The sequence below is a fragment of the Flavobacteriales bacterium genome, assembly GCA_020635855.1.
Classification (GTDB): Bacteria; Bacteroidota; Bacteroidia; order JACJYZ01; family JACJYZ01; genus JACJYZ01.
Genome location: JACJYZ010000003.1, coordinates 52,254 through 75,370, shown reverse-complemented (window position 1 = coordinate 75,370; position 23,117 = coordinate 52,254). Strand labels below are relative to the sequence as shown.

Sequence of the window (23,117 nt, the reverse complement as noted above, 5' to 3'; positions counted from 1 at the left end):
CTTCCTGCGACATTAGGGTAACATGAAAGCCACCATGACGCTCACTGCCAAATACCACATGACCGCTGTCGACATCGAAGCTGAAAGCCACCTTGTTGCCGCCGCGCGTGAAGACATCCGGAACTTTGAGCCCCTTTACAGAAAATACTACGATGCCATCTTCCGGTTTGTGTTTCGTCGCTGCGATGCCATGGAAACAGCCACCGATGTAACGGCGGAAGTGTTTTATAAAGCGATGACCCGGATCCACCAATACAAGGACCGCGGACTACCATTCTCCGCATGGCTGTACAGGATCGCCCTGAACGAAATGAATACAAATTTCAGGAAGAAGAGCCGGCACCGCATCATCAGCATTGACGACGACAGCCGGTTGGTGACCCTGGCTGCAGAAGCGGGGTCAGAAGCAGATGACAGGATGTATGCCATGCTTCAGATCATCAAAAGCCTGAATGGGGAAGCCACGTGGCTGATTGAGATGCGGTACTTCGAGGAACGTCCCTTCAAAGAAATAGCAGATATCCTGGGAACCACCGAAGCCGCAGTGAAAATGAAAATGCAACGGATCCTGCAGCGCATACGGAAAGAATGCGCCAAACTAACAACGAAACAACCGTCATGAATAAAATCATCAGGAACAGAAAAATGCCGGGCAAAGCGGATGTGGATTCAACCATGAATTTTGATTCGCTGGTGAACCGGACCATGGCCCAGGGTCAAGCAGGCACCCCGAAAGGAAAAGGCCTTTCATCCCTGGCCAAAGTTGTGTTGGGCGGATTGGCGCTGAGCGCAGGGGTCGTTTTGCTGATCACCCAAATGCATCGTACACCTGAAACCCTGCCTACAGATAAGGCGGTAGTTGCCATGGTTGACTCCTCTGCCGAAAGCATTCCGGCCTGTCTCAAGCCACCCGTTTCAGCATGGGACGTGCCGTTCGGTTCCTATACCCTGGAGGCAAGCAAAGGCGCAGAGATCACACACAGCACGGGCACGGTATTGCACATTCCTGCAGGTGCGTTCCTGGATGCTTCATCCCGCGTCTATGACGGCAAGGTGGTTTTAAAGTACCGTGAATTCCACGATGCCCTATCGGTGTTTGCCGGTGGTGTACCCATGGAGTACGACACCCTGGGTGAGCGGATGTCCCTGGTATCAGCGGGCATGATGGAGATCCGCGCATTCGACATGAATGACAACCCCTTGCAGATGCTACCTGGAAAAGCCATTGAAGTGGACATGGTATCGGATCAAAGCGAAACCGCATTCAACCTGTACCACCTCGATGAGCAGCGCAGCCTGTGGACGCTTGAAGGCAAAGACAACGTAACGGTATTTGAAAACACCGAAGAACCGGTGACAACCAAAACCTCCGACCGGACGAATGAACGCGGAGATGTGCGGACGGATGCCGCAACGGCAAGTACCATCACTCCTCTGGAAGCGGATTCGGCCCTGGGGATCGGCGTGCAGAACCTGGTGAACTACAAACCCGTGATCAAACGGTTCAAAAAGAAGGGGCATTCCAAAGCGGGAAAATCCTACGACTTCACCTTCACCAACATCGAATGGCGCAACCGGGGTTTTGCTGCGCTGCGCGGACTGGCATGGCATTACGACCAATCGGTGCAGGAACCCGGACAGGACCTGGAATTCTTCGAATCTCTGCTGGCCAATGATTTCAAAGGTGGCAACTACATCTACCGGTTCTGGGACTATGTGGAGGTGACCTATGATGTGTCCGTCCCCACGGATTACCTCACCCTGGTTTTCCTGAAAAAGAACAACGGCCTGGAACCGGATTCATCCAGGAGCGAGATTGCCAGCCAGGTATCGGTGCGTTTGTTCCCCTCGCTGGATGGACCCTATGCCGACAAAACCTGTGGGGACCTCTACCGCGATTACAAGGGCGCCAAGGCAGGCATTGTACCCGGACCGAATGTGGCAGAGATCCTGAGTGAAAAGAACAGGGGCACCGCCCTTGAGACCGACTACCTGGTACGCAGAACGTTTTCCGCCGACCGGTTGGGACTGTGGAATTGCGACCAGGTATTGAAAGGACAGGAAGAATACGTGACACAATACGTATCTCCCGGAAACGATGAACTGCCCATCCGCAAATCGTACACACTGTACCTTTTCCCGAGGGGCGTGGTGCCCAATGACGTGCATCGCATGAAACTGACCAAGGTGTATCCATCCATCGTGGTGCTGGTGATGAATGACGGACGCCTCGGGCTGGTAGATGCGCATGACATAAGAAACCTCTCCACCGCAAATCCGCGGAACCAATGCCGTATTACGGACGTGGGCACGCCGGAAGAGATCATGAAGAAGCTCCGTCAGAAAGGCATCATCCAAACCGACTTCGGTGAGTTCACCTCAAACCTGCGCCGTTCCGTCAATGCCGGGCGTACACCGCTCTAAATGCGTTGTGTATTTTGACGTGTCTTTAATTTTGTGTTACTTTGCACCCACTTCGGAAAACAGTTTTCTCGAAGTATCATCCGGTAAGGATTCGTTCTTAAGATCTTGAATACAGATGCGGGCCCACCTTCGCCAAGGCTACGGCGGGTAAAAGTGGAGCAGTTGATAGCTCGCTGATCTGTTTAAAATACATTGCGGGGTGGAGCAGTTGGTAGCTCGTCGGGCTCATAACCCGAAGGTCACAGGTTCGAGTCCTGTCCCCGCTACTAGGAAACCCAAACCTTTTTCAGGTTTGGGTTTTTTGTTTTCAAGGCCTGCGTCAAGCTTGCTTGTAAGCAAGGCTTGAAAACAAAAAAACAACCCGGCGCAGCAAGGGTTGGGGTTTGCTTGTAAAGCTCCCCCTTTGAGGTCCGCGACCGGAGGGAGCAATCCTGGAATGAGCAAGAGCAAGGGCAAGAGCATACAGTGCGTTGCGTAAGCCTTCCTGCACTGGTTGTTTTACCCTGTATGCTGTTGCTGTATGCCGTATGCTGATTTTTGGGAGTGCCGTTTTTTCAGAACGGAGGGAAAGTGAGGGTGTTTTCTTTTGTCGTTTTCCGGTTTTTTAGCTTACATTTTCAGGGTAATTGAAGGGTGAAATCGTGTAAGTTTTGTGGGAAGCAATTTCTGCATGACCTCCGGTAAACCTGCAAAATCGCTTGCTCCTCTATCTGCAGACAATTAGAATTTATTCGTTTGAAAAAGTACATTTGTAATCAATTATGCCAAGTCCATTATCACAATATTTCACTGGAATCGGAGCAAAAAGACTTAGTGATGTTGAAGTAGCTCCGGATGTTTCCAATCAACATGAATTCAATGGTATATCCGGGTTTAGGGAAATCTTCGGTTCAGAGAGAATCAACTTTCAGGGACATTTTATTTACCTGACTGATGACGAAGAACAAATTATTAAAGAATCCGGAACACTAACATGGTACGATGCCCGAGAGAATCACCCCTCAAGAACCGAATATCGACTTTACTATTCTACTAATCCAGTCATTGATATAGCGGTTGCCGGTGACCTGGTCGTAATTGGACAAACCGGTGAAAACAAACTGGCAGTAATTGTTGCCCCGCAAGGTTCCACATCCGAGCAGCAGCTACTATGGCTTTTCGGTCTTGAGGAAGCGGGTTCAAAATTTGTTATTCGTGACTTTACCGGAGCAGATACACAACTGAACTTCGCAGGGCAATACATTATTACATCACTGGGCTTTGAAGTGCCTGACACTGCGCCCGATTTTCTTGAACAGCTAATAAACTTGTTTGGTGTGGGCTTCCCAACAACTGCCCAGTTTTCTGCTTATGCACGCTCGACACTAACAGACGTATCTCCTATTGAAGAACCTGACGATACCCTGATGGCTTGGCTAGAACGGGAAGAACTGCTTTTTAAAACGCTCGAAAAGCACATAGTGGCCAAAAAATTGCAACAGGGTTTCGGTGCACAGGGAACCGATGTGGATGAATTTATTTCCTTCTCTTTAAGCGTTCAGAATAGAAGAAAATCAAGAGCAGGTTTTGCTTTTGAGAATCATTTGGCGCATATCTTTGATGCCAGTGGAATTCAATATGCAAAGGGTGCAAAAACAGAACGGAATAATAAGCCTGATTTTCTTTTTCCCGGTATAGACCATTATCACAATGCAGATTTTACTGCGCAGTTGCTGACCATGCTTGGCGTAAAAACTTCTGCAAAAGAACGGTGGCGGCAGGTTTTGGCTGAAGCTGACCGGATTAACAACAAACATCTGATTACACTGGAACCTGCTATAAGCAGAAACCAAACGGATGAAATGATTGCCCAAAATCTACAGCTTGTGCTTCCGCAACCACTTATGGAAACGTACACCGAAGAACAACGTGCGCACCTGATAACACTTTCTGATTTTATTGATGTAGTTCGGGAAAAACAACAACAAATCTGATGACTGATGTTCATGAACCTGAAGTACGCTCATACAACATGAGCCGGATCAGGGGCAAGGACACAAAACCCGAAATGCTCGTACGCCGGTTTCTTCATGCAAACGGTTTCCGTTACCGGTTACACGATAAGCTCCTGCCTGGAAAGCCTGATATCATCCTGAAAAAACACAACACAGTAATCTTTATTCATGGCTGTTTCTGGCATGGTCATGACGGGTGCAGGTACTTTGTTGTTCCGAAGACTCGTACCCAGTGGTGGCTGGACAAAATCAACCGCAACAAGGCCAAGGACGCTGAAAGCTGCACTCAGCTAAAAAGAAGTGGTTGGAAAATCATTACCGTGTGGGAATGTGATCTGATGAAGAAGAAAAGAGATATTACCCTCAAAAAGCTTATTCAGAAGATCGTGCGCTGATGGCCTGTGTCGTTGACGGCCTACCATTCAGTAGAGCTTCCCTTTGCTTCTGGCGTTCCTCCTGTCTTTCATATTGACGGAAAACATCCAGTATGCTTGCAGCAACAGCATGTACTACCGGTACAACGACTGAATTTCCAAACTGCCGGTAAAGCTGTGTATCCGAAACGCCTGTATCGTGGATTCTGAACTGATCCGGGTATCCCATCAACCTTTTGCATTCTTCCGGAGTCAGCCTACGAGGGTTACTTCCGTTTCTCTGTGGGATCAGGATTTCTGAACCATCTTTGTGATACCGGGCGCTCAAAGTCCGGGCAACACCATTAAGGTCAGTCAGTCCGAATCCGAATCCGTTTCCTTTTGCCTTGTGTTTAGCTGCGTAATCCTGGAGATAGTTCCACAAATGATCAGACAGTGTGTACTTCTCACTGGGATTTCGTTCAAGAATTTCTTTGAATAGCGGCTGCTCAGCAGGCCGCTCCGGGAACTTATACACGAGGTTTTTGGGGAAATGTTCCTTGCTGAAACCTACTATAAAGATTCGTTCTCTATGCTGAGGAACGTAGTATTTCGCATCCAGCACCTGACTGAATACCATGTACCCCAGATTTCTCAGATTCCGTTCAATTACTTCGAAGGTTCTGCCTTTATCGTGCGCCCGAAGGTTCTTTACATTCTCCAGGAGAAATGCCTTTGGTTTCCGGGACTTAATAATACGCTTGATGTCGAAGAATAAAGTTCCTTGGGTTTCGTCCTCGAATCCATGCTTCCGGCCCAGGCTGTTCTTTTTGGATACCCCGGCAATACTGAACGGCTGACAGGGAAAACCACCGCAAAGGATGTCGTGCTCTGGTATCTTGTTCTCGTCAATTTTGGTGATGTCACCGAACGGTATTTCACCAAAGTTGGCTTCATAGGTTTTTTGAGAGTACTTATCCCATTCCGAACTGAATACACATTTACCGTTCATTTCCTGAAATGCAATACGAAACCCACCTATCCCCGCGAACAGGTCGATGAATGTAAAGGAAGGTCGTGCTGGAGGAGGAAACGGAACGTCATATTCAAGCGGCAGTTCGTAATTGAACGCCGGGTCTTCCACAATTGTCTCCAGATATTCCAGGGCTTCGTCCTTGAAATAACTCCTGATACGTTCATTATTTCCCTGCCAGTAATGCGTAAGGTAAGCAGAACCGTTGGGGGTTCCGTTAAGTTCAGGAAGGTTGAGCTTCCTGCGTATGTCCGAGTATTTCGCTCCCATCTCTCCGAACAAAAATAGAATTTCGGAGAGCGTAAATCCATGGTGGAATCAAATACTTATTAACATCAGAACAATGGTACGGGCCAGAACCTCATCACCACTAAACCAAATCATAAAATTCCCATATCCCTTTCCGCTTTTTTACTTACATTTTCAACGAAATTGAGGGGCAAGATTCGGTAAGAGCAAACGTATACGCATGACCGCAATGCGCACTTACGCGAGCTGGTAGTCATTCCACAGCGCCGCTTACCGACCGGCACCACTCAAGAATTGGTATTACATCAACAACCAACAAACACAATGGCACAGATCAATCCCCACATTAACTTCAATGGAAATACCGAGGAAGCATTTACCTTTTACCAATCCGTTTTCGGCGGAGCGTTCGCGAAAATCGTCCGGTTCAAAGACCTGGCAGGTCCGGAATTCCAGGTACCGGAACATGAGGCAAACAAGATCATGCACATTGCCTTGCCCATTGGAAAAAACTTTTTGTTGGCCAATGATGTTCCGGAAATGATGGGGCGAACGAATGAAAACGAAAACCGAAGCAAAATTTCCATCACCGCGGAAAGCAAAGAAGAAGCCGTCCGATTATTCAACGGACTTTCGGCAGGCGGACAGGTTGAAATACCCATGGAAGAAAGCCCCGGCGGTTCCTGTTTTGGTATGTTCAGGGACAAGTACGGCATTGAATGGATGGTGGCTTTTGATCCTGAATAGTTGAACCGCTTCATCACCATCATTACTGTCAACTACCCGACGGAACTTGTCATGCCACGGATGTTGCTCGAGGCCGAAGGAATTGAATGCCGTACGCTGGACGAGCTGACTGCACAAGTCAACCCCATGTATTCCCAGGCCATCGGCGGGGTGAAACTTCAGGTAAAGCAAACGAACCTGCAAAAGGCCGTTGACATTCTGAAAGAAGGCGGCTACCTGACAGAAGAAGACCTGCAGCCATACAACAGCCTGTCCTGGCTCGATGATGCTACATCACAACTCCCGCTTCTGAAAAACCTGCGTGTGGAACTGCGCCTGATGATACTTGTATCCATCGGTGTTTTGCTTCTGCTGGGCGTGCTGCGTTTTGCCATTTAACCCCACTCCGTTTGATGGTATGGTGGAAGGCACCTGCCGCATGCGGCTTTTCAACACCCACCTCCAGAATAACCCTCACATGCCACTGATGAATCCAAACCACCGGTTCATACATTTGTGGCGCGAAGAAGCACCTGTTCACGGTAGTTTTGATGGGCCGCGATATTCATCGAATACCCACACAAACCAACACACACCACCATGAAACTATTTTACAAAAACTCCAGGCCCGCCAGTAGGGTTGAGGAATGCCTGAACAAACGCTTTCTGTTGGCAGTGACCATCTCCGCAATGGCAATGGCCACCACCTACGCACAGGATGTAAACATCAACCCGAAGGGAAGTGCACTTGGCGGCATTGTAAGTACAACAGAAGATAACATTTATGCATATGGGAAACAGCTTGACGTGTTGCGCCTCAATTCCGAACGGGTAGTTACGCCCTACCGAAACGTTAACAACAAGCTCTCCCTGTCAACCTGGAACATCACCACAGGAGCAACAAACATCAGCCTGTGGGATACGCAAACCTCCCCTGGTCCTGAAATTGAAGTGGTCAAAGCCGCTGTACTGTCCGAGTCGCGGATTGTTACAATAAGCGGGACGTGGTCAACCACATACAACAACAAACTCATTGAAGTATGGGATATCAGCTCTGCCGGATACATCATTCGCAGGGGAAGCATCTCCTTCGGTGCCAAAAAAGAATATAATATTCTGAAAGTGGATGATGATCGCTTTGCCGTTCTATCGAAATCATCAACAGGGTTTGACCTTGATATCACGGTGTACGACGTGACCAGCTCTGGCAATCTGCAGCAGGTAGGGCAAACTTCCTTCGCAGCTAATAACGTGGGATATAGCTTGACCGGTGTTGCTGTGAATCCTTCAAAAATGGTTGTTTGCTACGGGGATGATGCCACATCAAACCTGGTTGTTTTGGGCGTGACCATCAGCAGTTCCGGAACACCTACTGTCGTTTATGTAAATGGCGCTTATTCGATAAGCTCGGTGAGCGTTACACGTCTCAACCAACTGGCAGTCATGACAACTGTTCGTCAGAGCAACGGAAAACTGAAATCCATCCGCTGGAATGTTTACTCATCAGGTTCGGTGCTCAGGCAAGCTGATTCCGGAGAACTCTATTCCGATCTTGAAGGAGCTCCCGCCCCGGATAATGCGGTGATCGCGCAAGGCTCAGGTTCCAACGGCCGGTTTGTGACGGTAGACAGAGAATGGCTAAAAGGTATAAGGATCAGTGTTTACAACACCAATTCCAGTTCGGTTGACCTTGCCGGAAACCTATTGTTATCCGGAGAATATGCCAAACAGTTACGTACCTGTCAATTGTCAACCAGCTCCATTCTGTATGATCAGTATTTTGTTACGGCATATACCAATGCAGACGAGCAATTGCAACTGCGTACATGGGACCTGTCACTGGACCTGGATGCTTCAGGCAAAACAGACGGCATCAGCACAGCTGAAAGTGCTGTTCAGCTGAATGTTCATCCCAATCCTTCATCCGGTATCTTCAACATGGAACTGACCGGTGATGACCAAATGGCACAAGTACAAGTGATGGATATCACAGGGAAGATCGTCAAGCAACTTGATCTGAACGGCCGGCAATCAACCTTGGATCTGACGGGCATGAAACAAGGCCTGTACCTGATCAAGGTTAAAACACTCACAGGAGAAGAGAAGGTGCAACGCCTGATTCTGAATCGCTAGGCGAACCACATCTCTTACTTTCCAAATCAAAAAGGCGATCGAATATCGGTCGCCTTTTTTGTGGGAACTTCCCTATATTTCGTGCACCGGTATCTCTTGAACCTGGCCTTATAAAGAAATAGTCATGAACAACGAACGCGTCTTTAAAATGTCCTTTGCCAGCGTGTACCCGCATTACGTGAACAAAGCGGAGCGGAAAGGACGCACCAAGGAAGAAGTGGATACCGTCATCTGCTGGCTCACCGGGTACGACGCCACGTCCCTCCAACAACAGATCCTCAACAAAACCAACTTCGAGGATTTCTTCGCACAAGCACCCCGCATGAACCCCAACGCGTCCAAAATCACCGGTGTGATCTGCGGCTATCGCGTGGAAGAGATCGAAGAGCCGCTCATGCAAAAGATCCGGTACATGGATAAGCTGGTGGATGAACTGGCGAAAGGAAGGAAGATGGAGAAGATTCTGAGGGAATAAGCATACTGCAAGAGCATACAGCATACTGCAAGAGTAACAAACCGTATGCATCCGGCCTTTGAACAGGCAATGTGCTATCTTGGGCATGCCGTTGCTAACCCGGCGCCTGATTATGTATAACCTGCCTTACCACAAAGAAAACGACCCCAAAGTCGTTGTTGACTTCATCGCCAGGTACCCATTTGCCTACATCTCGGGGTGCGATGCCAACAACCGGCCCATCGCCACGCAGATCCCCATGTTCATCGAAACACACAACGGGCGACAAATCCTCCGTGGACACATGATGAAAAAAACCGATCACCACCTGGCTTTCACGAACAACCCCCACGTGCTGGTTGTTTTTTCAGGGCATCACACCTATGTGAGCGGTTCGTGGTACAGCAACCCGCACACCCCTTCCACCTGGAACTACATGAGCGTACACGCCGGCGGAACCATCCGCTTCCTGGATGAGACCGCATTGGAAGAAGTGCTCCAACTCACCTCGCTGCACTTCGAAGGTGGCAACGAACAATCCCCCACCGTGTACAGCAACCTGCCCGCCGACTACAGACAAAAGCTGCTGAAAGCCATCGTGGCGTTCGAAATCGAGATCACCAAACTGGACACGGTGTTCAAGCTGAGCCAGGATCGTGACCCCGAAAGCTATGAACACATCATCTCCATGCTGAAACAACAGGATGAGGCAGGGAGGGTGATCGCGGAGGAAATGGAGAAGAGAAGGAAGTGAGCATACAGCCCTCCTTCGCCAAGGCTACGGCGGGCAAGCATACGGCAACAGCATACAGCATACAGCAAAAAAATCATCGGGTGATACGAAAACCCCATCGGGTGAATTTGATGCCCCAACGGGCATTCCGCGACGTTGGCATATCCGCCCTTCATTTTTCGGCCACCCCAAATTAAACTTCTGTTAACATTTTGTATCTTATTGGAACTGGCGCTGTGGAAATTGGAACTGGCGCTGTGGAAATGGGTGGCGTGTGTCCGAACCGGTCGCATCCATCCGCCTGGTCCGAATCCTCCGGAATCAGATCAGGAGCTTACGTATTAATGAACTTAAACCGAACCCCTATGAACCGAAAACTACTTTTGGGCATCGCCTGCATTGCCTTTCTTTTCGCATCTTCCGACTCAAAAGCACAGCAATATCCAGGCTATATCCTGTATAGCGTGCAAAGGTCTTCCACCACCTACCTGATTGATACCGCAGGTACCACCTACCATACATGGAACCACAACTCATCCGACCAGACCGGGTATTCCATTTACCTGATGCCCGGCGGTATCCTGTGGCGCTCACTGACCAACTCCAATTCACTCAATGGAGGTGGCATGACCGGCCGCGTGCAAAAAGTAGATTGGAACGGAACGGTGCTGTGGGACTTCACATACTCCTCTTCCACCTACTGCCTCCATCACGATTTCTGTCCGCTGCCGAACGGCAACGTACTCCTGATTTCCTATGACGTGATCTCCTCCACCGATGTGGCCGCAGCCGGCTGTACCTACAACGGCAGCGTATGGAGTGAAAAGATCATGGAAGTGCAACCCACCGGCGCCACCACCGGCAACGTGGTATGGGAATGGCGCCTTTGGGACCACATCCTGCAAAATGTGGATGCCAACAAACCCAATTACCAAAGCTCCATTGTGAACCACCCTGAATTAATGAACGTGAACTTCTCCATCAGTAAAGACTGGTTTCACATGAACGGCATCGACTACAATCCCGTACTTGATCAGATCGCCCTCAGCTCACACAACCAGGACATGTGGTTCATCATCGACCACAGCACCACCACCTCCGAAGCAGCCTCACACAGCGGCGGCAACGCCGGTAAAGGCGGGGATTTCCTCTACCGCTATGGCAACCCGTCATCGTACGGCGCTTCCGGATCAACAGCACTCGACGTGACCCACGATGCCCACTGGATTCCCGAGTTCGTGCCCAATGCCGGACGCCTCGTAGGATTCAACAACAGGGGCGTGTCATCTTCCAAGTCTTCCGTAGACCAGATCGACGTTCCCCTGAACGGCTACAACTATGACATCACCCTCGGCTCCGCTTACAGTCCGACCACCTACACCGAACGGCACGCCTGTAACGGTTACAGCAGCAACATGGCCAACTCCGTGCAGCTGCCCAACGGCAACATGCAGGTGTGCATGGCTACTTCAGGCCTCATCTATGAAGTGGATCCCAACGGTACCACCATCTGGTCAAAAACAGTAAGCGGAACCGTTCCGCAGGCACAGCGCTACTCGGAGTGTTATGTCAGCAGCAGCGTACCCACCATTCCGCAGATCACGCTGAACGGTGCCACACTGAGCAGCACATCCGGAACCGCCTACCAATGGTACCTGAACGGACAACCCATCAATGGTGCCACCAACCAAACCTATACCCCGGCCGAAAACGGAATTTACCTGGTGCGGGTGCTGGATGCCAACGGCTGCATCTACAGCTATTCAACCGGCTACAACTTCCTGGTCACCGGCCTGGATATGCCGGAAGAAACAGTGAACTTCAACATCTACCCCAATCCCACCACAGGCCTTGTACACATCAAAGATGCCGGAATGACCGGCAAACGCTTTGACCTGTATGTGATGGATGCCGCCGGCAGAACCGTTCTGCAAAACAAGAACCTCTACCAGGTGGATATGTCGGAATACGAGAACGGTGTGTACACCATCATCATCCGGCCGGAACATGCACAGCCTGTTCAACAAAGAATTGTATTAACCAGATAATCTTCTCCACCAGGCAGCGGAGGGTGATCGCCCTCCGCTGCCTGAAATAACACCCGCCTATGAAACGATTCAGTACGATGCTATGCCTGTTGGTCGGACTTACAGGCTCCCTGTTTGCGAAGAAAGTGAAGTTTGCGGTGGACATGCGCAACGAGATTGTGAATACCACCGGTGTGCATATCTCCGGCGACTTCCAGGTGGCGGCAGGATACGCGAGCGACTGGTGCGCAGAATGCACCCCCCTCACCGAGGAAGACAGCAGCGGTATCTACAGCATCGTTGTAGACATCCCCGCCTTCCAAAAGTATGAGTACAAGTTTCTGAACGGTGACCAGTTCTACGAAGCCGAATTCGTGCCCGAACCCTCACGGGTGGGTTACGACTTCAACGACAACCGTTGGTTGTACGTGGACTCCCTCGCCGATGACACCACCTTCATAGGCAACATCGTCTTCGCCTCAAATGCACCCGAGGGCCAATTGCTGCTCCGCTTCCAGGTGGATATGCAAAAAGAAACCGTGGATGCGGATGGCGCACACGTGGCCGGCGACTTCCAATCCTGGGACACCCAAAGCGACTTCCTCTACCACTTCGATGCCGCACCTGCAGATGTGCATGAAAAGATCTGCTATGTGACATCCGGCACCTACGAATACAAATACTACAATGGTGAGATGACATCCATGGCCGAGACCGTTCCCGGCGCATGTGCCACCAATTCAAACCGCGCCATCACCCTGTCGGCCGACTCGGTTTTACCCGTGGTGTGCTTTGCCGGCTGCAGCGATTGCAGCACCAGCGGCATCCGTGATCTGCTGCGGGCCCATCCCATCAAGGTGTACCCGAACCCCACACACGGTGCCTTTACCTTGTCGTTCATGAACAAGGCCGGTAACAAATCCGTCGTGATCACAGACGCGCTCGGCCGTGTGTCAAGCAGGTATGCCGAGGTGGATGGAGACACATTCAGGGTGGATGCCGAAGGATTGAGCGCCGGCACCTACTTCATCCACGTGCTGTACGACGACCATTCATTTTCCGCAGAAAAACTCATCATTGAATAAGTGAAGCATGAGAAGGGTATCGAGCCTGGTGTTGTTGGTTTTCTTTTTTCTTTCATCTGAAGCGCAAACCGATCTGTATGACCTGAACACGCTTCAAAAGATAGAAGTGTTCTTTTCACAACCCGACTGGGATCTCGCCATGGACACCGCCAAGTACGGAAACGAAGGGTACACCATGGCCGATTCCATCCGCATCAACGGAACGCTGTTAGACAGTGTGGGTGTGAAGTACAAAGGCAACAGTTCGTACGATTCCACCTACATCAAAAATCCCCTCCACATAGAGCTGGACACCTACAAGAACCAGTCGTACCAGGGGATCAAGGACATCAAGCTGGGGAACGGTTACGCCGACCCCTCCATGATCCGGGAGGTGTTGTCGTATGCCGTGCTGGGGAATTACATGGATTGCCCGCGGTCGAACTTTGCGGAACTCTACATCAACGGCCGGTACATCGGTGTGTATTCCAATGATGAGAGCATCAACAAACAATTCCTGTCGTCGCACTTCTACTCGTCTTCGAATGCATTCGTCAAATGCAACCCCATCGTAAACCCCACGCCGGCCACCAAGGCCAGCCTGAGGTACCTGTCGGCGGACAGCTCACAGTATTTTAATTTTTATGAGCTGAAGTCGGATTTCGGATGGAATGAACTGGTAAACCTCTGCGATACCGTCACCAATGTGCCGAACGCCATCGACAACGTGCTCGACATCGACCGGGCCCTGTGGATGCTGGCCTTCGACAACCTCCTGGTGAACCTCGACAGCTACAGCGGCGCCTTCTGCCAGAACTATTACATATACAAGGATGCGACCGGCCGCTTCAATCCCATCGTGTGGGACCTGAACATGTCGTTCGGCGGATTTGCCTTTGCAGGCAGCGGTAACAGCAGCCTGGGCACCCTCTCCCCCACCAACATGCAGCAGTTGCCCCTGACGCTGCACGCTACCGACACTTACTGGCCGCTGATCAAAAACCTGCTGGCCATCCCGATGTACAAGCGTATGTACATCGCGCATGCCCGCACCATCGCAAATGAGTTCTTCGCCAACAGCACGTACGAATCGATGGCGGCACAGATGCAAACCACGATCGATGCCTCCGTGCAATCCGACTCCAACAAGTTTTATTCATACAGCGATTTTCAGAATGGCATGACGGCCGACGTGGCCAACGGCAGCCTCACCATTCCGGGCATCGGCAACCTGATGAACGCCAGGGTCACCTACCTGCAATCCACCACGGAATTCAAGGCCGTTCCTCCTGGGGTAACATCCATACAAGCTAGCAGCTCCGCCCCGGACCTGAACAGCCAGGTGACCATCACCGCCAGGGTATCTGGCGGCACTGCAGTATACCTGGGCTATCGCCATAGTCTGACCGACCGGTTCACACGCGTGGAGATGTATGACGACGGCGCCCACAACGACGGCACAGCCGGCGACAGCATATATGGTGCGTCTTTCAACATGCAATCGCTGCAGGCCCAGTACTACATCTACGCCGAGAACAATGATGCGGGTATTTTCTCACCTGAACGTGCCGAACATGAATTCTACACCCTCACCGCCCACATCGATGTGAGCCATCCGGGCGATGTGACCATCAACGAATACCTCGCCTCCAACCAAAGTGGCGAGAAAGACGAGTCGGGTGACCGTGAAGACTGGATCGAACTGTACAACACCACCTCTTCCGCGGTGGACCTGTTTGGGTTGTACCTGAGCGATGATATTGAGAACCCTAAGAAGTTCGCCTTTCCCCAGGGTACCACCATCGCTCCGAAAGACTACCTCATCATCTGGGCCGATGAAGATGTTTCTATCCCAAACTACCTGCATGCCAATTTCAAACTGGCCACGGAAGGTGAGCACCTGATCCTGTCATCGGTCACGGGCACCATCATCGACAGCCTCAGTTACGGACCCCAACAGCCGGATGTATCGGAAGGCCGATGCCCCAACGGTACCGGTCCGGTTGTGGTATTGCCGTACACAAGTCATGGGTATTCGAACTGCAAGACTTCCTCTGTGGAAGACCTGGCCGCCATCACCTTTCAATGTTATCCGAATCCTGCCGGCTCCACCATCCGCTTGAATTTTGAGGACGGGCGCGACCTGCGCACCATCCGCATCTACAACCACCTGGGAGAACAGGTGCTGGAAAAAACAACCGGTACTTCTACCGAAACGGTTGATATCCGTACCTTATCAAACGGCATCTACTTTGTGCGCGTAAATGAATCACGGGCATTGAAACTGGTGGTGATGAAATAACCTTCGGAGTACCCAATTTGATACACATACAATCCATGAAAAAGAACCACATACGATCCATCACCCTGCTGGCACTCCTGGCCTCACTTTTTGCCGCCTGTTCCAAGGAAGCGGGTGAAGGAGGCAATGCCAGCATCAAAGGAATGATCTGGGTGAAAGATTACAACCCCAGCTTCACAGTACTGAATGGAGAATATCCCGGCGCAGACGAGGATGTGTATATCATTTACGGAGATGACATCAGTTACAGCGACAGGCTCAGGGCCTCTCCCGACGGCCGGTTCGAATTCAAATACCTGCGAAAAGGCAAGTACACCATTTATGTGTACTCCAAAGACAGCACGCTGACTTCCCCCTCCCTCACCACATCGGTGCAGGTGCAAGTCACCATCTCCGAAAACAAAGAACAGGCGGATGCGGGAACCCTGGTGATCTTTGACTAATACCCTCCGGACCATGCGCTACATATACCTATATCTCTGCATCGCACTTTCTTGCTGTTCCTTCGGTCACGTGTTTGCACAAAGCAAGAAGGATGTGAAGAAACTGCACATCCGGTCGGTGACCGTTACCGTGGTGGATGCCGGCACGGACAAAGAGCACACGGAGTCGTTTAAGAAATACGATGCCAACGCCAATGTCACCGCCAAGGAAGAATACGCAAAAGACGGCAGCCTGAAGGAGAAGAAAGCTCACAAGTACAACAAGAACAACGACGAGGTGGAGGAGGTGACCTACGATGAAACCGGCGCCGTTGCAGAACGCAAAACCACCGAATACAACGGGAAGGATCCCAAGCTGGAAACGGTCTACGACGGGAAGGGCAACGTGGTGAAAAAAACCGGATTCTCGTACAACGCCATGGGAGAGAAAACCCAGGAGACGACGTATGATTCAGAAGGAAAGGTGATCAAAAAAGTTGTTTTTACGTATGACAAGTACGGCATGAAAACCGAGAAGAAAACATACGACGGAAACGGCACCCTGAAACAAACCCGGAAGTACAGGTATGAATACTGATTCATGAAGCAGCTGCATGACATACTGAACACATTTGATCCTGTTTCTCTTGAAGAAATGGACCGGGTGAAGCTGATGAACCGTGTAGACACCAAGTTCGTGTTTCCGCTGTCGCGTCTGGCAGGCATCCTTGACCAACTTCGCGACGAATACCAGGTCTTGGAAGTGAACCACCACCGTGTGAGTCGCTACGAGTCGCTGTACTTCGACACCCCGGAATTCGACCTGTACCACAACCACCATCGGGGAAAAATGAACCGGTTCAAAATCCGCTTCCGGAAATATGTGGAATCAGAACTGAATTTCTTCGAGGTGAAGTTCAAAAACAACAAAGGCCGTACAATCAAAGACCGGGTGAAGCAACCGCAGATCAACGATAAGATCACCGATCATGCGCAGGTGCTGCTCAAGGAGAAAACCAGTTTACCCGCTGAGGAACTGGAAGCAAAGATCTGGGTAAATTACTCGCGGATTACGCTGGTCAGTAAACATTCCACCGAACGGGTCACCATCGACCTCGATCTCCAATTCAGGAATGACGAAGACACCCGCGAACTACACAACCTGGTGATCGCAGAAGTGAAGCAGGAGAAATACTCCATCTCCTCCCCTTTCATCCGGGCCATGAAAAAATACAAGATCAGGGAAGGCTCCGTCAGCAAGTATTGTTTCGGTGTGATCGCCCTCTTCCAGGGCATCAAGCATAACAATTTCAAGCTAAAGGTCTCTCAATTAAACAAACTCGCACATGCTACTCGTTGAACTACTGAACGAAGATAACACCAGAGAGGCCTTCACCCTCTTCAATAAATTGTCGGAGAAATTTTTTGTCAGGCTGGCCGTGGATTTCGCCTCCGTGTTTGTCCTGGTTCGGTTGATCTACTACCCCATCTACCGCAACCGGGAATACTTCTTCACGTTCTTCATCTTCAACCTGATCATCTTCCTGATCACCTACCTGCTCAACAAGGTAGACATGAGCATGGGGGCCGCATTCGGCTTGTTCGCCGTCTTTTCCATGTTGCGATACCGAACCGAAGGCATCTCCATGAAAGACATGACCTACCTGTTTCTGGTCATCGCCATCGGTCTGCTGACCGCCGTCACCAAGGGAAGCGCAGACGAGTTCATCTTACTGAACGCAATCATCATTGGTGTCACCTACCTGCTGGAAAGCAACATCCTCATCAAGAAGGAAGCGTCCAAGGTCATCCAGTATGAGAACATAGACATGATCAAACCCGAACACCGCGAAGAACTCATCAAAGACCTGGAACAACGGACCGGACTCAAGATCAACCGCATCACCCTGCACCGCGTCGACTTTCTCCGGGACACCGCTGTCATCCGCATTTATTACTATGAGGTATAGGCGGCTGGCAACCTGTTTTATCGGCCTGCTGGTCCTCCCCGTCATCTGCCATGCGCAGGTGAAAGACGCCGGACTCTGGTTACAAGCTTCAGCGAAAAAGAAGCTCACACAATCGTTTTCCGTTGAGCTTGGCCAGGCCCTCCGCTGGAACGAGAATGTATCCGAACTGGGATCTGCCTTCACCGAAATCGGCGGCTCATACAAGCTCATGCGCCGCCTGGAGGCTTCCGCTTTCTATCGTTTCGGGCAGGAACGGGAACCCGACAACCACTACAGCCAACGTCATCGCTATTACATTGACCTGTCCTACAAGATCAAGTTCAAACCCCTCAGCCTGGTCCTGAGAGAAAGGTACCAGTCGAGCTACAACGACATCAACCGCCGCGAAAAAGGCGATGTTGCAAAGAACTACCTGCGCAGCCGCCTCACCCTGAAATACAACCTGGAAAAGAAGTACACGCCCTACCTCGAATCGGAAATCTTCTACCGCATGGACGAGTGGGTCACCAAGGTGCGCTTTCGCGGCGGAGTCGACTATGAGTTGAACAAGTTCAGCAGCATAGAACTGTTTTACATGATCAACAAAGAAGTGCAGGTGAAGAACCCCTGGACGTCTTTCATCACCGGGGTGAGTTATTCCTATTCTTTCTGAAGCGGACGGGTTATCGTTCTCTCCAACTGCCGTCGGGCTATCCGTTGCAAGTCCCGCCTCCATCGCCACCACCCCTGCCAAGGCGTGCCTTTCCACTGCTATCCCGGCTAGAGGGCAGGTGGCGGGTCGTTGTCGCCGGTTTTATGTTAGTGGCGCTGGCGCGGATTTGCAATTCGTGCCTTACATCGTCACATCTGATTCAGCAAACCGTTGGGCGAAGGTTGTACCTTCGTCCGGCTATCCCGTAGCATCCGCTACCTCACACCACTTTCACCCACCGGCTAAGTGACAGGTGGCAGATCGATGTCACTTCTGTTCTTTTTGTTCGTTTTTCCTTGATGAAAAAGAACCAAAAAATCAAGAACGATATATGCCCTGCGCCTGATGTTTGCCGCACCAGCCAGCCCTGCCCGATCCCATCAGGCACGGCACCTTCGCGCCACGCTGCCCACCATATCGTTCCCAACCGCACACAAATCGTCCTACAGGGCATTGTGCTTCAATAACAAGAATATAAACCAACATCATGTGACAATTCCAGCCGCTGGCGCGGATTTGTAATCCGTGCCTTTTCATCGCCACGTTTGATCCGGCAATGCGTTGGGCAAAGGTTTCACCTTCGCCCGGTCATCCCGAAGCATCCGCCACACCTCACCGGATCCGACACCGCTTTCTATCCCACCCTTCATTCTTCATCTCCCGTTCACACAGATTGGAACGATTTTTTCGTTAGGATATACAAAAGCATGGTATCATGAGACAAATCCGATATATATCCCTCATCCTGTTGCTGGGCACATTCACTGCAGTGAATGCCCAATCGGGCCTGGGCATCAAAGCCGGTGCCGGCAACGGAAACATCCGCCTCCAATATGATTCGTTCAAAGATTTCATCAGCGGCAACCAGATCACCGGCATGGAAGCCGGACTGTTCTACCGGCTCGACATGAACGGCATTTACCTGCAACCCGAAGCCCTGTACCTGTTCCGTACCGGTACGGTGAACAACGACAACAACGCCCACATCACCCTGCACCGTATTCAGTTCCCGGTGATGGTAGGCCTTCACCTGCTCGGACCGCTGTCCGTTGAAGGCGGCCCCACCTACAACCGCATATTCGCCGTTGACCACGACCTGAACAACAACCTTTCCATTCGCAAAGACGGGGTCGGTTATAAGGTCGGACCGGCACTTCGCATTCACCGGCTTATGTTGTATGCTCATTACGAAGGGTTGGTACTTTCTCCCGGAAGCGGTGCCAAACTGTCCGAGCCGAACCGCCTGACCTTCGGGATCGGTTGGATGTTGGGCAGGCATTCATCCAAATAAATATCCTGCCGGTGGGTACGTTCACGTTCGTGTAGCTGGTGCGGATTTGCAATCCGTGCCTTTTATCATCATACCTGATGTTGGAATGCGGTGGGCGAAGGTTGCTCCTTCATCCGGGCTATCAAGTAGCATCCGTCACACACATTTCTATTCATAAAAACGGTAATTTTGATCTGACGCAAGGGGATGCCCCCCTACCATAAGTACAGACAAAATCGCTTATCATTCACCTTCATGCCAGACCATTCGAGGGGGGTAAAACATCTAGCGACAAACCATCGAAGGCCATTCATAGCCCTATGGTTTGTTGTTTTTCTTGCCTGGTCGCTCCCGGGTGCTGCGCAATTCTACCAGTTCCGGAATTTCAATGTGAAAGACGGGCTGCCTTCCTCCGAGGTGTATGGCATGCTGCAGGATTCGAAAGGGTATATGTGGTTTGCCACAGACATGGGGGTAAGCTGGTTCGATGGTTATCATTTCACGAACTTCACCACCGAAAACGGACTGACAGACAACACCATTTTTGGCGTTTATGAAGATCGAAACCACAACATCTGGTTCCAGTCTTCCCTGGGTAAACTCTCCTATTTCAGCTATACGGATGGGAAAATTCACACCATTGCTGCGAACGAAACGCTTACCCGGACCATTCAAAGGGACGTCATCACCTCCATGTACATTGGCCCTAAAGATACCATCTGGCTGGGCACCTCCTCCTACTACCTGATCAGGGTCTCGCCCGGTTCAAATGCCGCCGTGGATACAATCACGCTGCCAAGGAAAGGCTCCTACCTCTACCAAACCCAATCGGGCGGGCAGGTATATGGCGGCGCTTCCGGCAAACAACTGCTTCTGAACGTGTACACACAGAACCAGCCTCCGTATACCATCAACACCGGCCAAAGCAACCTGTCAGGCCCCGGGCGCTGCATCGTTCACCGCATGGATGACCACTACCTGGCATCGGTGAACAACGTTGTTTTTACGTTCAATCGGGATGGCCTGATCAGCATGAAGCATTTCGACGACATCGTGATCTCTCTGCTGGCAGACACCCCACACATTACCTATGTGGGTACCTATCGTGGCATTCGGATCTTCGGGGACTACGATGCCGAATCGCCGGAACTTTTCGGGAAACTGGAGGAAAAGATCATCACCAGTGTCTGCCGTGATACCGAAAACAATCTTTGGATATGTACCAAAGGGCATGGCATCTATTGCATACCTCATCGCAACCTGAGGTACTTCACCCCCGATGACGGCCTGACCCAAAGCGGCATCACCTGCATGCGCCGGTTCCGGAACAACATCGTCACCGGACACCTGAGCGGGGAGGTAAGCTTTCTCAACCAACATGGTGTTCAAACAATCAAACCCGACTGGGGCCGGATTCTGCCCACAGGATGGAATGAGATCACCGATATGTGGAACGACCGTGACCGCTACCTGCACATTGAAACGGGGAATGCCGGCTTCACCTTCCTTCCGTCAACAAATGAATTCCGGAGATCAGATGAAAAAGGCATAAAAAAAATTATCCAGCTGCGGGATGGCCACATCCTCATGCTGAAATACCGCGCCGTGCTAAAAGCAGACTCCAACCTGCAACATGAAAAACTGCTGGTTGATACCATCCCCTATTATGCCGACAACCTTTATGAAGATCACGATGGAACCATCTGGATCTGCACGATCAACGGGATATATACCCTGAACGAACAACATGCCCTTCGGTATGAAGGCAACAAAGGCAATGGTGAGCTCGCCGCCAGAATCGTGGAATTTGCGGAAGGAGCCCATGATGCGCTTTGGATGGCCACCCGGGGTGAAGGTATCCTGGTGAGGCTGAACAAGCGCTACCTACGTATCCGCCGGAGCGATGGCCTGTCAAGCAATATGTGCCGCACGTTGTATGTTGATGGCGACCAACATGTTTGGGTGGGAACCAACAACGGATTGAACAAAATAACTGTCAGCAGCTACACACCTTTTCAGTATACGGTTGAAACATACAATGCAGGGAACGGGCTGCTTACCAACGAAGTGAACTTCATCGTTCCCAGGGAAGATCGTCTCTGGCTCGCACACAACAACGGCATCACCGTATTTGATCCCGACAACATCAAAAACGACCGAACCCCACCTCCCATATATATCAACAAGGTGCTGATCAATGGGAACCTGCCCGACAGCTCCACCCGTATGACGGCCCTCATGCACAACCAGAATGATGTCACCATCCGCTACATCGGCCTTTCATACAAAAATCCGGGACAGTTGGAATACAAGTACATGCTGGAAGGACTCGACAGCAATTGGACCTATGGCACCAACACTTCCGTAAAATACCAAACACTTCCTGAAGGCACCTACCGGTTCGTGGTGTATGCCATGAACAGCGATGGTTTTCTTAGCGCTACGCCCGCCACACTCGAATTCACCATCCGGCCGGCCTGGTGGAATACGTGGACGGTGAGGCTCATTGGTATGGGCGTGATCGGCCTTTTGATCGGCCTTGCCTTCCGCTACAGATTGAAAGTGATTCAAAGGCAGGAGCGGTTGAGGATGATCCGAAAAACCCGGATGTCCGTGGCCGAACTCAAAGCGTTGCGTGCGCAAATGAACCCGCATTTCATCTTCAACACGATCAACTCCGTTCAATACTTCATCACCGGTAATGATCCCAAGTCTTCCCAAAAGTACTTGTCCAAATTCGCCAGGCTGATCCGCTATGTGATCGACAATTCAAAGCCATCGCTGATCCCGTTGGAGAAAGAACTCGAAGCATTGAACCTCTACCTCGACCTGGAATCATTGCGTTTCGGAAACCGGTTCGAATACCATGTTATCGTACACGAGGATGTGGACGTAAACCACACCAATATCCCATCGATGCTGATCCAACCCTATGTGGAAAATGCCATCTGGCATGGCCTGATGCACAAAACGGAAAAAGGAAAATTAATCATTGACATCCGCATGGAGCAAAACAACCTGCTGTGCGTGATTGAAGACAATGGAATAGGCAGACAAAAGTCCGCCGAGATCAATGTCGGGTCGAGAACAAAACAACACAAATCCATGGGAATGTCGATCACCAAAGAACGACTCGATATTTTGAATGAGCACCGGAAAGGGGCATTGAGCGTTGAAATAATTGACCTGACCGATGCGGAAGGTTTCCCCATAGGAACCCGCGTTGAATTGCACATTCCACTGTCATGAAGCACACAAGGAATGACAAACGG

General features: G+C 50.8%; 20 protein-coding genes and 1 tRNA gene. 20 read left to right on the top strand and 1 reads right to left on the bottom strand.

The features are described from left to right. Window positions 1-22: 22 nt before the first annotated feature. The 5 genes from H6585_08620 (at window position 23) to vsr (ending at window position 4,813) form a co-directional block, all read left to right on the top strand. The gene (locus tag H6585_08620; GenBank protein ID MCB9448392.1) at window positions 23-622 is read left to right on the top strand and encodes a sigma-70 family RNA polymerase sigma factor; all 600 of its coding nucleotides are present in this window, start codon (window positions 23-25) and stop codon (window positions 620-622) included. Then, window positions 619-2,424, top strand: a complete 1,806-nt coding sequence (locus H6585_08615; protein ID MCB9448391.1) for a hypothetical protein — start codon at window positions 619-621, stop codon at window positions 2,422-2,424. Before H6585_08620 ends, H6585_08615 begins: the two co-directional genes overlap by 4 nt. A gap of 193 nt (window positions 2,425-2,617) precedes the next feature. Next, window positions 2,618-2,690 (top strand) — tRNA-Met (locus tag H6585_08610). A gap of 495 nt (window positions 2,691-3,185) precedes the next feature. Beyond that, window positions 3,186-4,397: a restriction endonuclease gene (locus H6585_08605; GenBank protein ID MCB9448390.1), complete on the top strand. Its 1,212-nt coding sequence runs from the start codon at window positions 3,186-3,188 to the stop codon at window positions 4,395-4,397. Continuing rightward, entirely contained in the window at window positions 4,397-4,813 is a 417-nt protein-coding gene (vsr, locus tag H6585_08600) for a DNA mismatch endonuclease Vsr (GenBank protein ID MCB9448389.1), read from the top strand. The genes H6585_08605 and vsr overlap by 1 nt, the downstream gene beginning before the upstream one ends. Here the strand turns inward: vsr and dcm are convergent. After that, the gene (gene dcm, locus H6585_08595; GenBank protein MCB9448388.1) at window positions 4,791-6,074 is read right to left on the bottom strand and encodes a DNA (cytosine-5-)-methyltransferase; all 1,284 of its coding nucleotides are present in this window, start codon (window positions 6,072-6,074) and stop codon (window positions 4,791-4,793) included. The genes vsr and dcm overlap by 23 nt on opposite strands. A gap of 303 nt (window positions 6,075-6,377) precedes the next feature. On the opposite strand from dcm, the gene H6585_08590 reads away from it, so the two are divergent. From H6585_08590 to H6585_08520, 15 genes are all read left to right on the top strand, one after another. Continuing rightward, complete coding sequence (locus tag H6585_08590) at window positions 6,378-6,800, top strand: VOC family protein (GenBank protein MCB9448387.1); 423 nt, start codon at window positions 6,378-6,380, stop codon at window positions 6,798-6,800. Next, window positions 6,801-7,178 (top strand): DUF2007 domain-containing protein, encoded by a 378-nt coding sequence (locus H6585_08585; protein MCB9448386.1) that lies wholly within the window; start codon window positions 6,801-6,803, stop codon window positions 7,176-7,178. A 201-nt stretch (window positions 7,179-7,379) separates the two neighbouring features. Continuing rightward, window positions 7,380-8,912, top strand: a complete 1,533-nt coding sequence (locus H6585_08580; GenBank protein ID MCB9448385.1) for a T9SS type A sorting domain-containing protein — start codon at window positions 7,380-7,382, stop codon at window positions 8,910-8,912. A 124-nt stretch (window positions 8,913-9,036) separates the two neighbouring features. Beyond that, entirely contained in the window at window positions 9,037-9,387 is a 351-nt protein-coding gene (locus tag H6585_08575; protein MCB9448384.1) for a DUF2200 domain-containing protein, read from the top strand. A 112-nt stretch (window positions 9,388-9,499) separates the two neighbouring features. Continuing rightward, entirely contained in the window at window positions 9,500-10,120 is a 621-nt protein-coding gene (locus H6585_08570; GenBank protein MCB9448383.1) for an FMN-binding negative transcriptional regulator, read from the top strand. Window positions 10,121-10,464: 344 nt separating this feature from the next. Further along, entirely contained in the window at window positions 10,465-12,147 is a 1,683-nt protein-coding gene (locus H6585_08565) for an aryl-sulfate sulfotransferase (GenBank protein ID MCB9448382.1), read from the top strand. Between the two features lie 59 nt (window positions 12,148-12,206). Continuing rightward, the gene (locus H6585_08560) at window positions 12,207-13,211 is read left to right on the top strand and encodes a T9SS type A sorting domain-containing protein (protein MCB9448381.1); all 1,005 of its coding nucleotides are present in this window, start codon (window positions 12,207-12,209) and stop codon (window positions 13,209-13,211) included. A gap of 7 nt (window positions 13,212-13,218) precedes the next feature. Then, window positions 13,219-15,492 carry a CotH kinase family protein gene (locus tag H6585_08555; protein MCB9448380.1) on the top strand — a complete coding sequence of 758 codons (2,274 nt, stop codon included), beginning with the start codon at window positions 13,219-13,221 and terminating at the stop codon, window positions 15,490-15,492. A 35-nt stretch (window positions 15,493-15,527) separates the two neighbouring features. Beyond that, window positions 15,528-15,935, top strand: coding sequence for a hypothetical protein (locus H6585_08550; protein ID MCB9448379.1), 408 nt, complete (start codon window positions 15,528-15,530; stop codon window positions 15,933-15,935). A 13-nt stretch (window positions 15,936-15,948) separates the two neighbouring features. Beyond that, complete coding sequence (locus H6585_08545) at window positions 15,949-16,512, top strand: hypothetical protein (protein ID MCB9448378.1); 564 nt, start codon at window positions 15,949-15,951, stop codon at window positions 16,510-16,512. A 3-nt stretch (window positions 16,513-16,515) separates the two neighbouring features. After that, window positions 16,516-17,274, top strand: coding sequence for a polyphosphate polymerase domain-containing protein (locus H6585_08540; GenBank protein MCB9448377.1), 759 nt, complete (start codon window positions 16,516-16,518; stop codon window positions 17,272-17,274). Then, entirely contained in the window at window positions 17,261-17,884 is a 624-nt protein-coding gene (locus H6585_08535) for a DUF4956 domain-containing protein (protein ID MCB9448376.1), read from the top strand. The genes H6585_08540 and H6585_08535 overlap by 14 nt, the downstream gene beginning before the upstream one ends. After that, window positions 17,874-18,536, top strand: a complete 663-nt coding sequence (locus H6585_08530) for a DUF2490 domain-containing protein (protein ID MCB9448375.1) — start codon at window positions 17,874-17,876, stop codon at window positions 18,534-18,536. The genes H6585_08535 and H6585_08530 overlap by 11 nt, the downstream gene beginning before the upstream one ends. Before the next feature lie 754 nt (window positions 18,537-19,290). Then, on the top strand, window positions 19,291-19,866 hold the full coding sequence (locus H6585_08525; GenBank protein ID MCB9448374.1) for an outer membrane beta-barrel protein: 576 nt from the start codon (window positions 19,291-19,293) through the stop codon (window positions 19,864-19,866). A 234-nt stretch (window positions 19,867-20,100) separates the two neighbouring features. Then, window positions 20,101-23,094: a histidine kinase gene (locus H6585_08520; protein ID MCB9448373.1), complete on the top strand. Its 2,994-nt coding sequence runs from the start codon at window positions 20,101-20,103 to the stop codon at window positions 23,092-23,094. Window positions 23,095-23,117 lie beyond the last annotated feature (23 nt).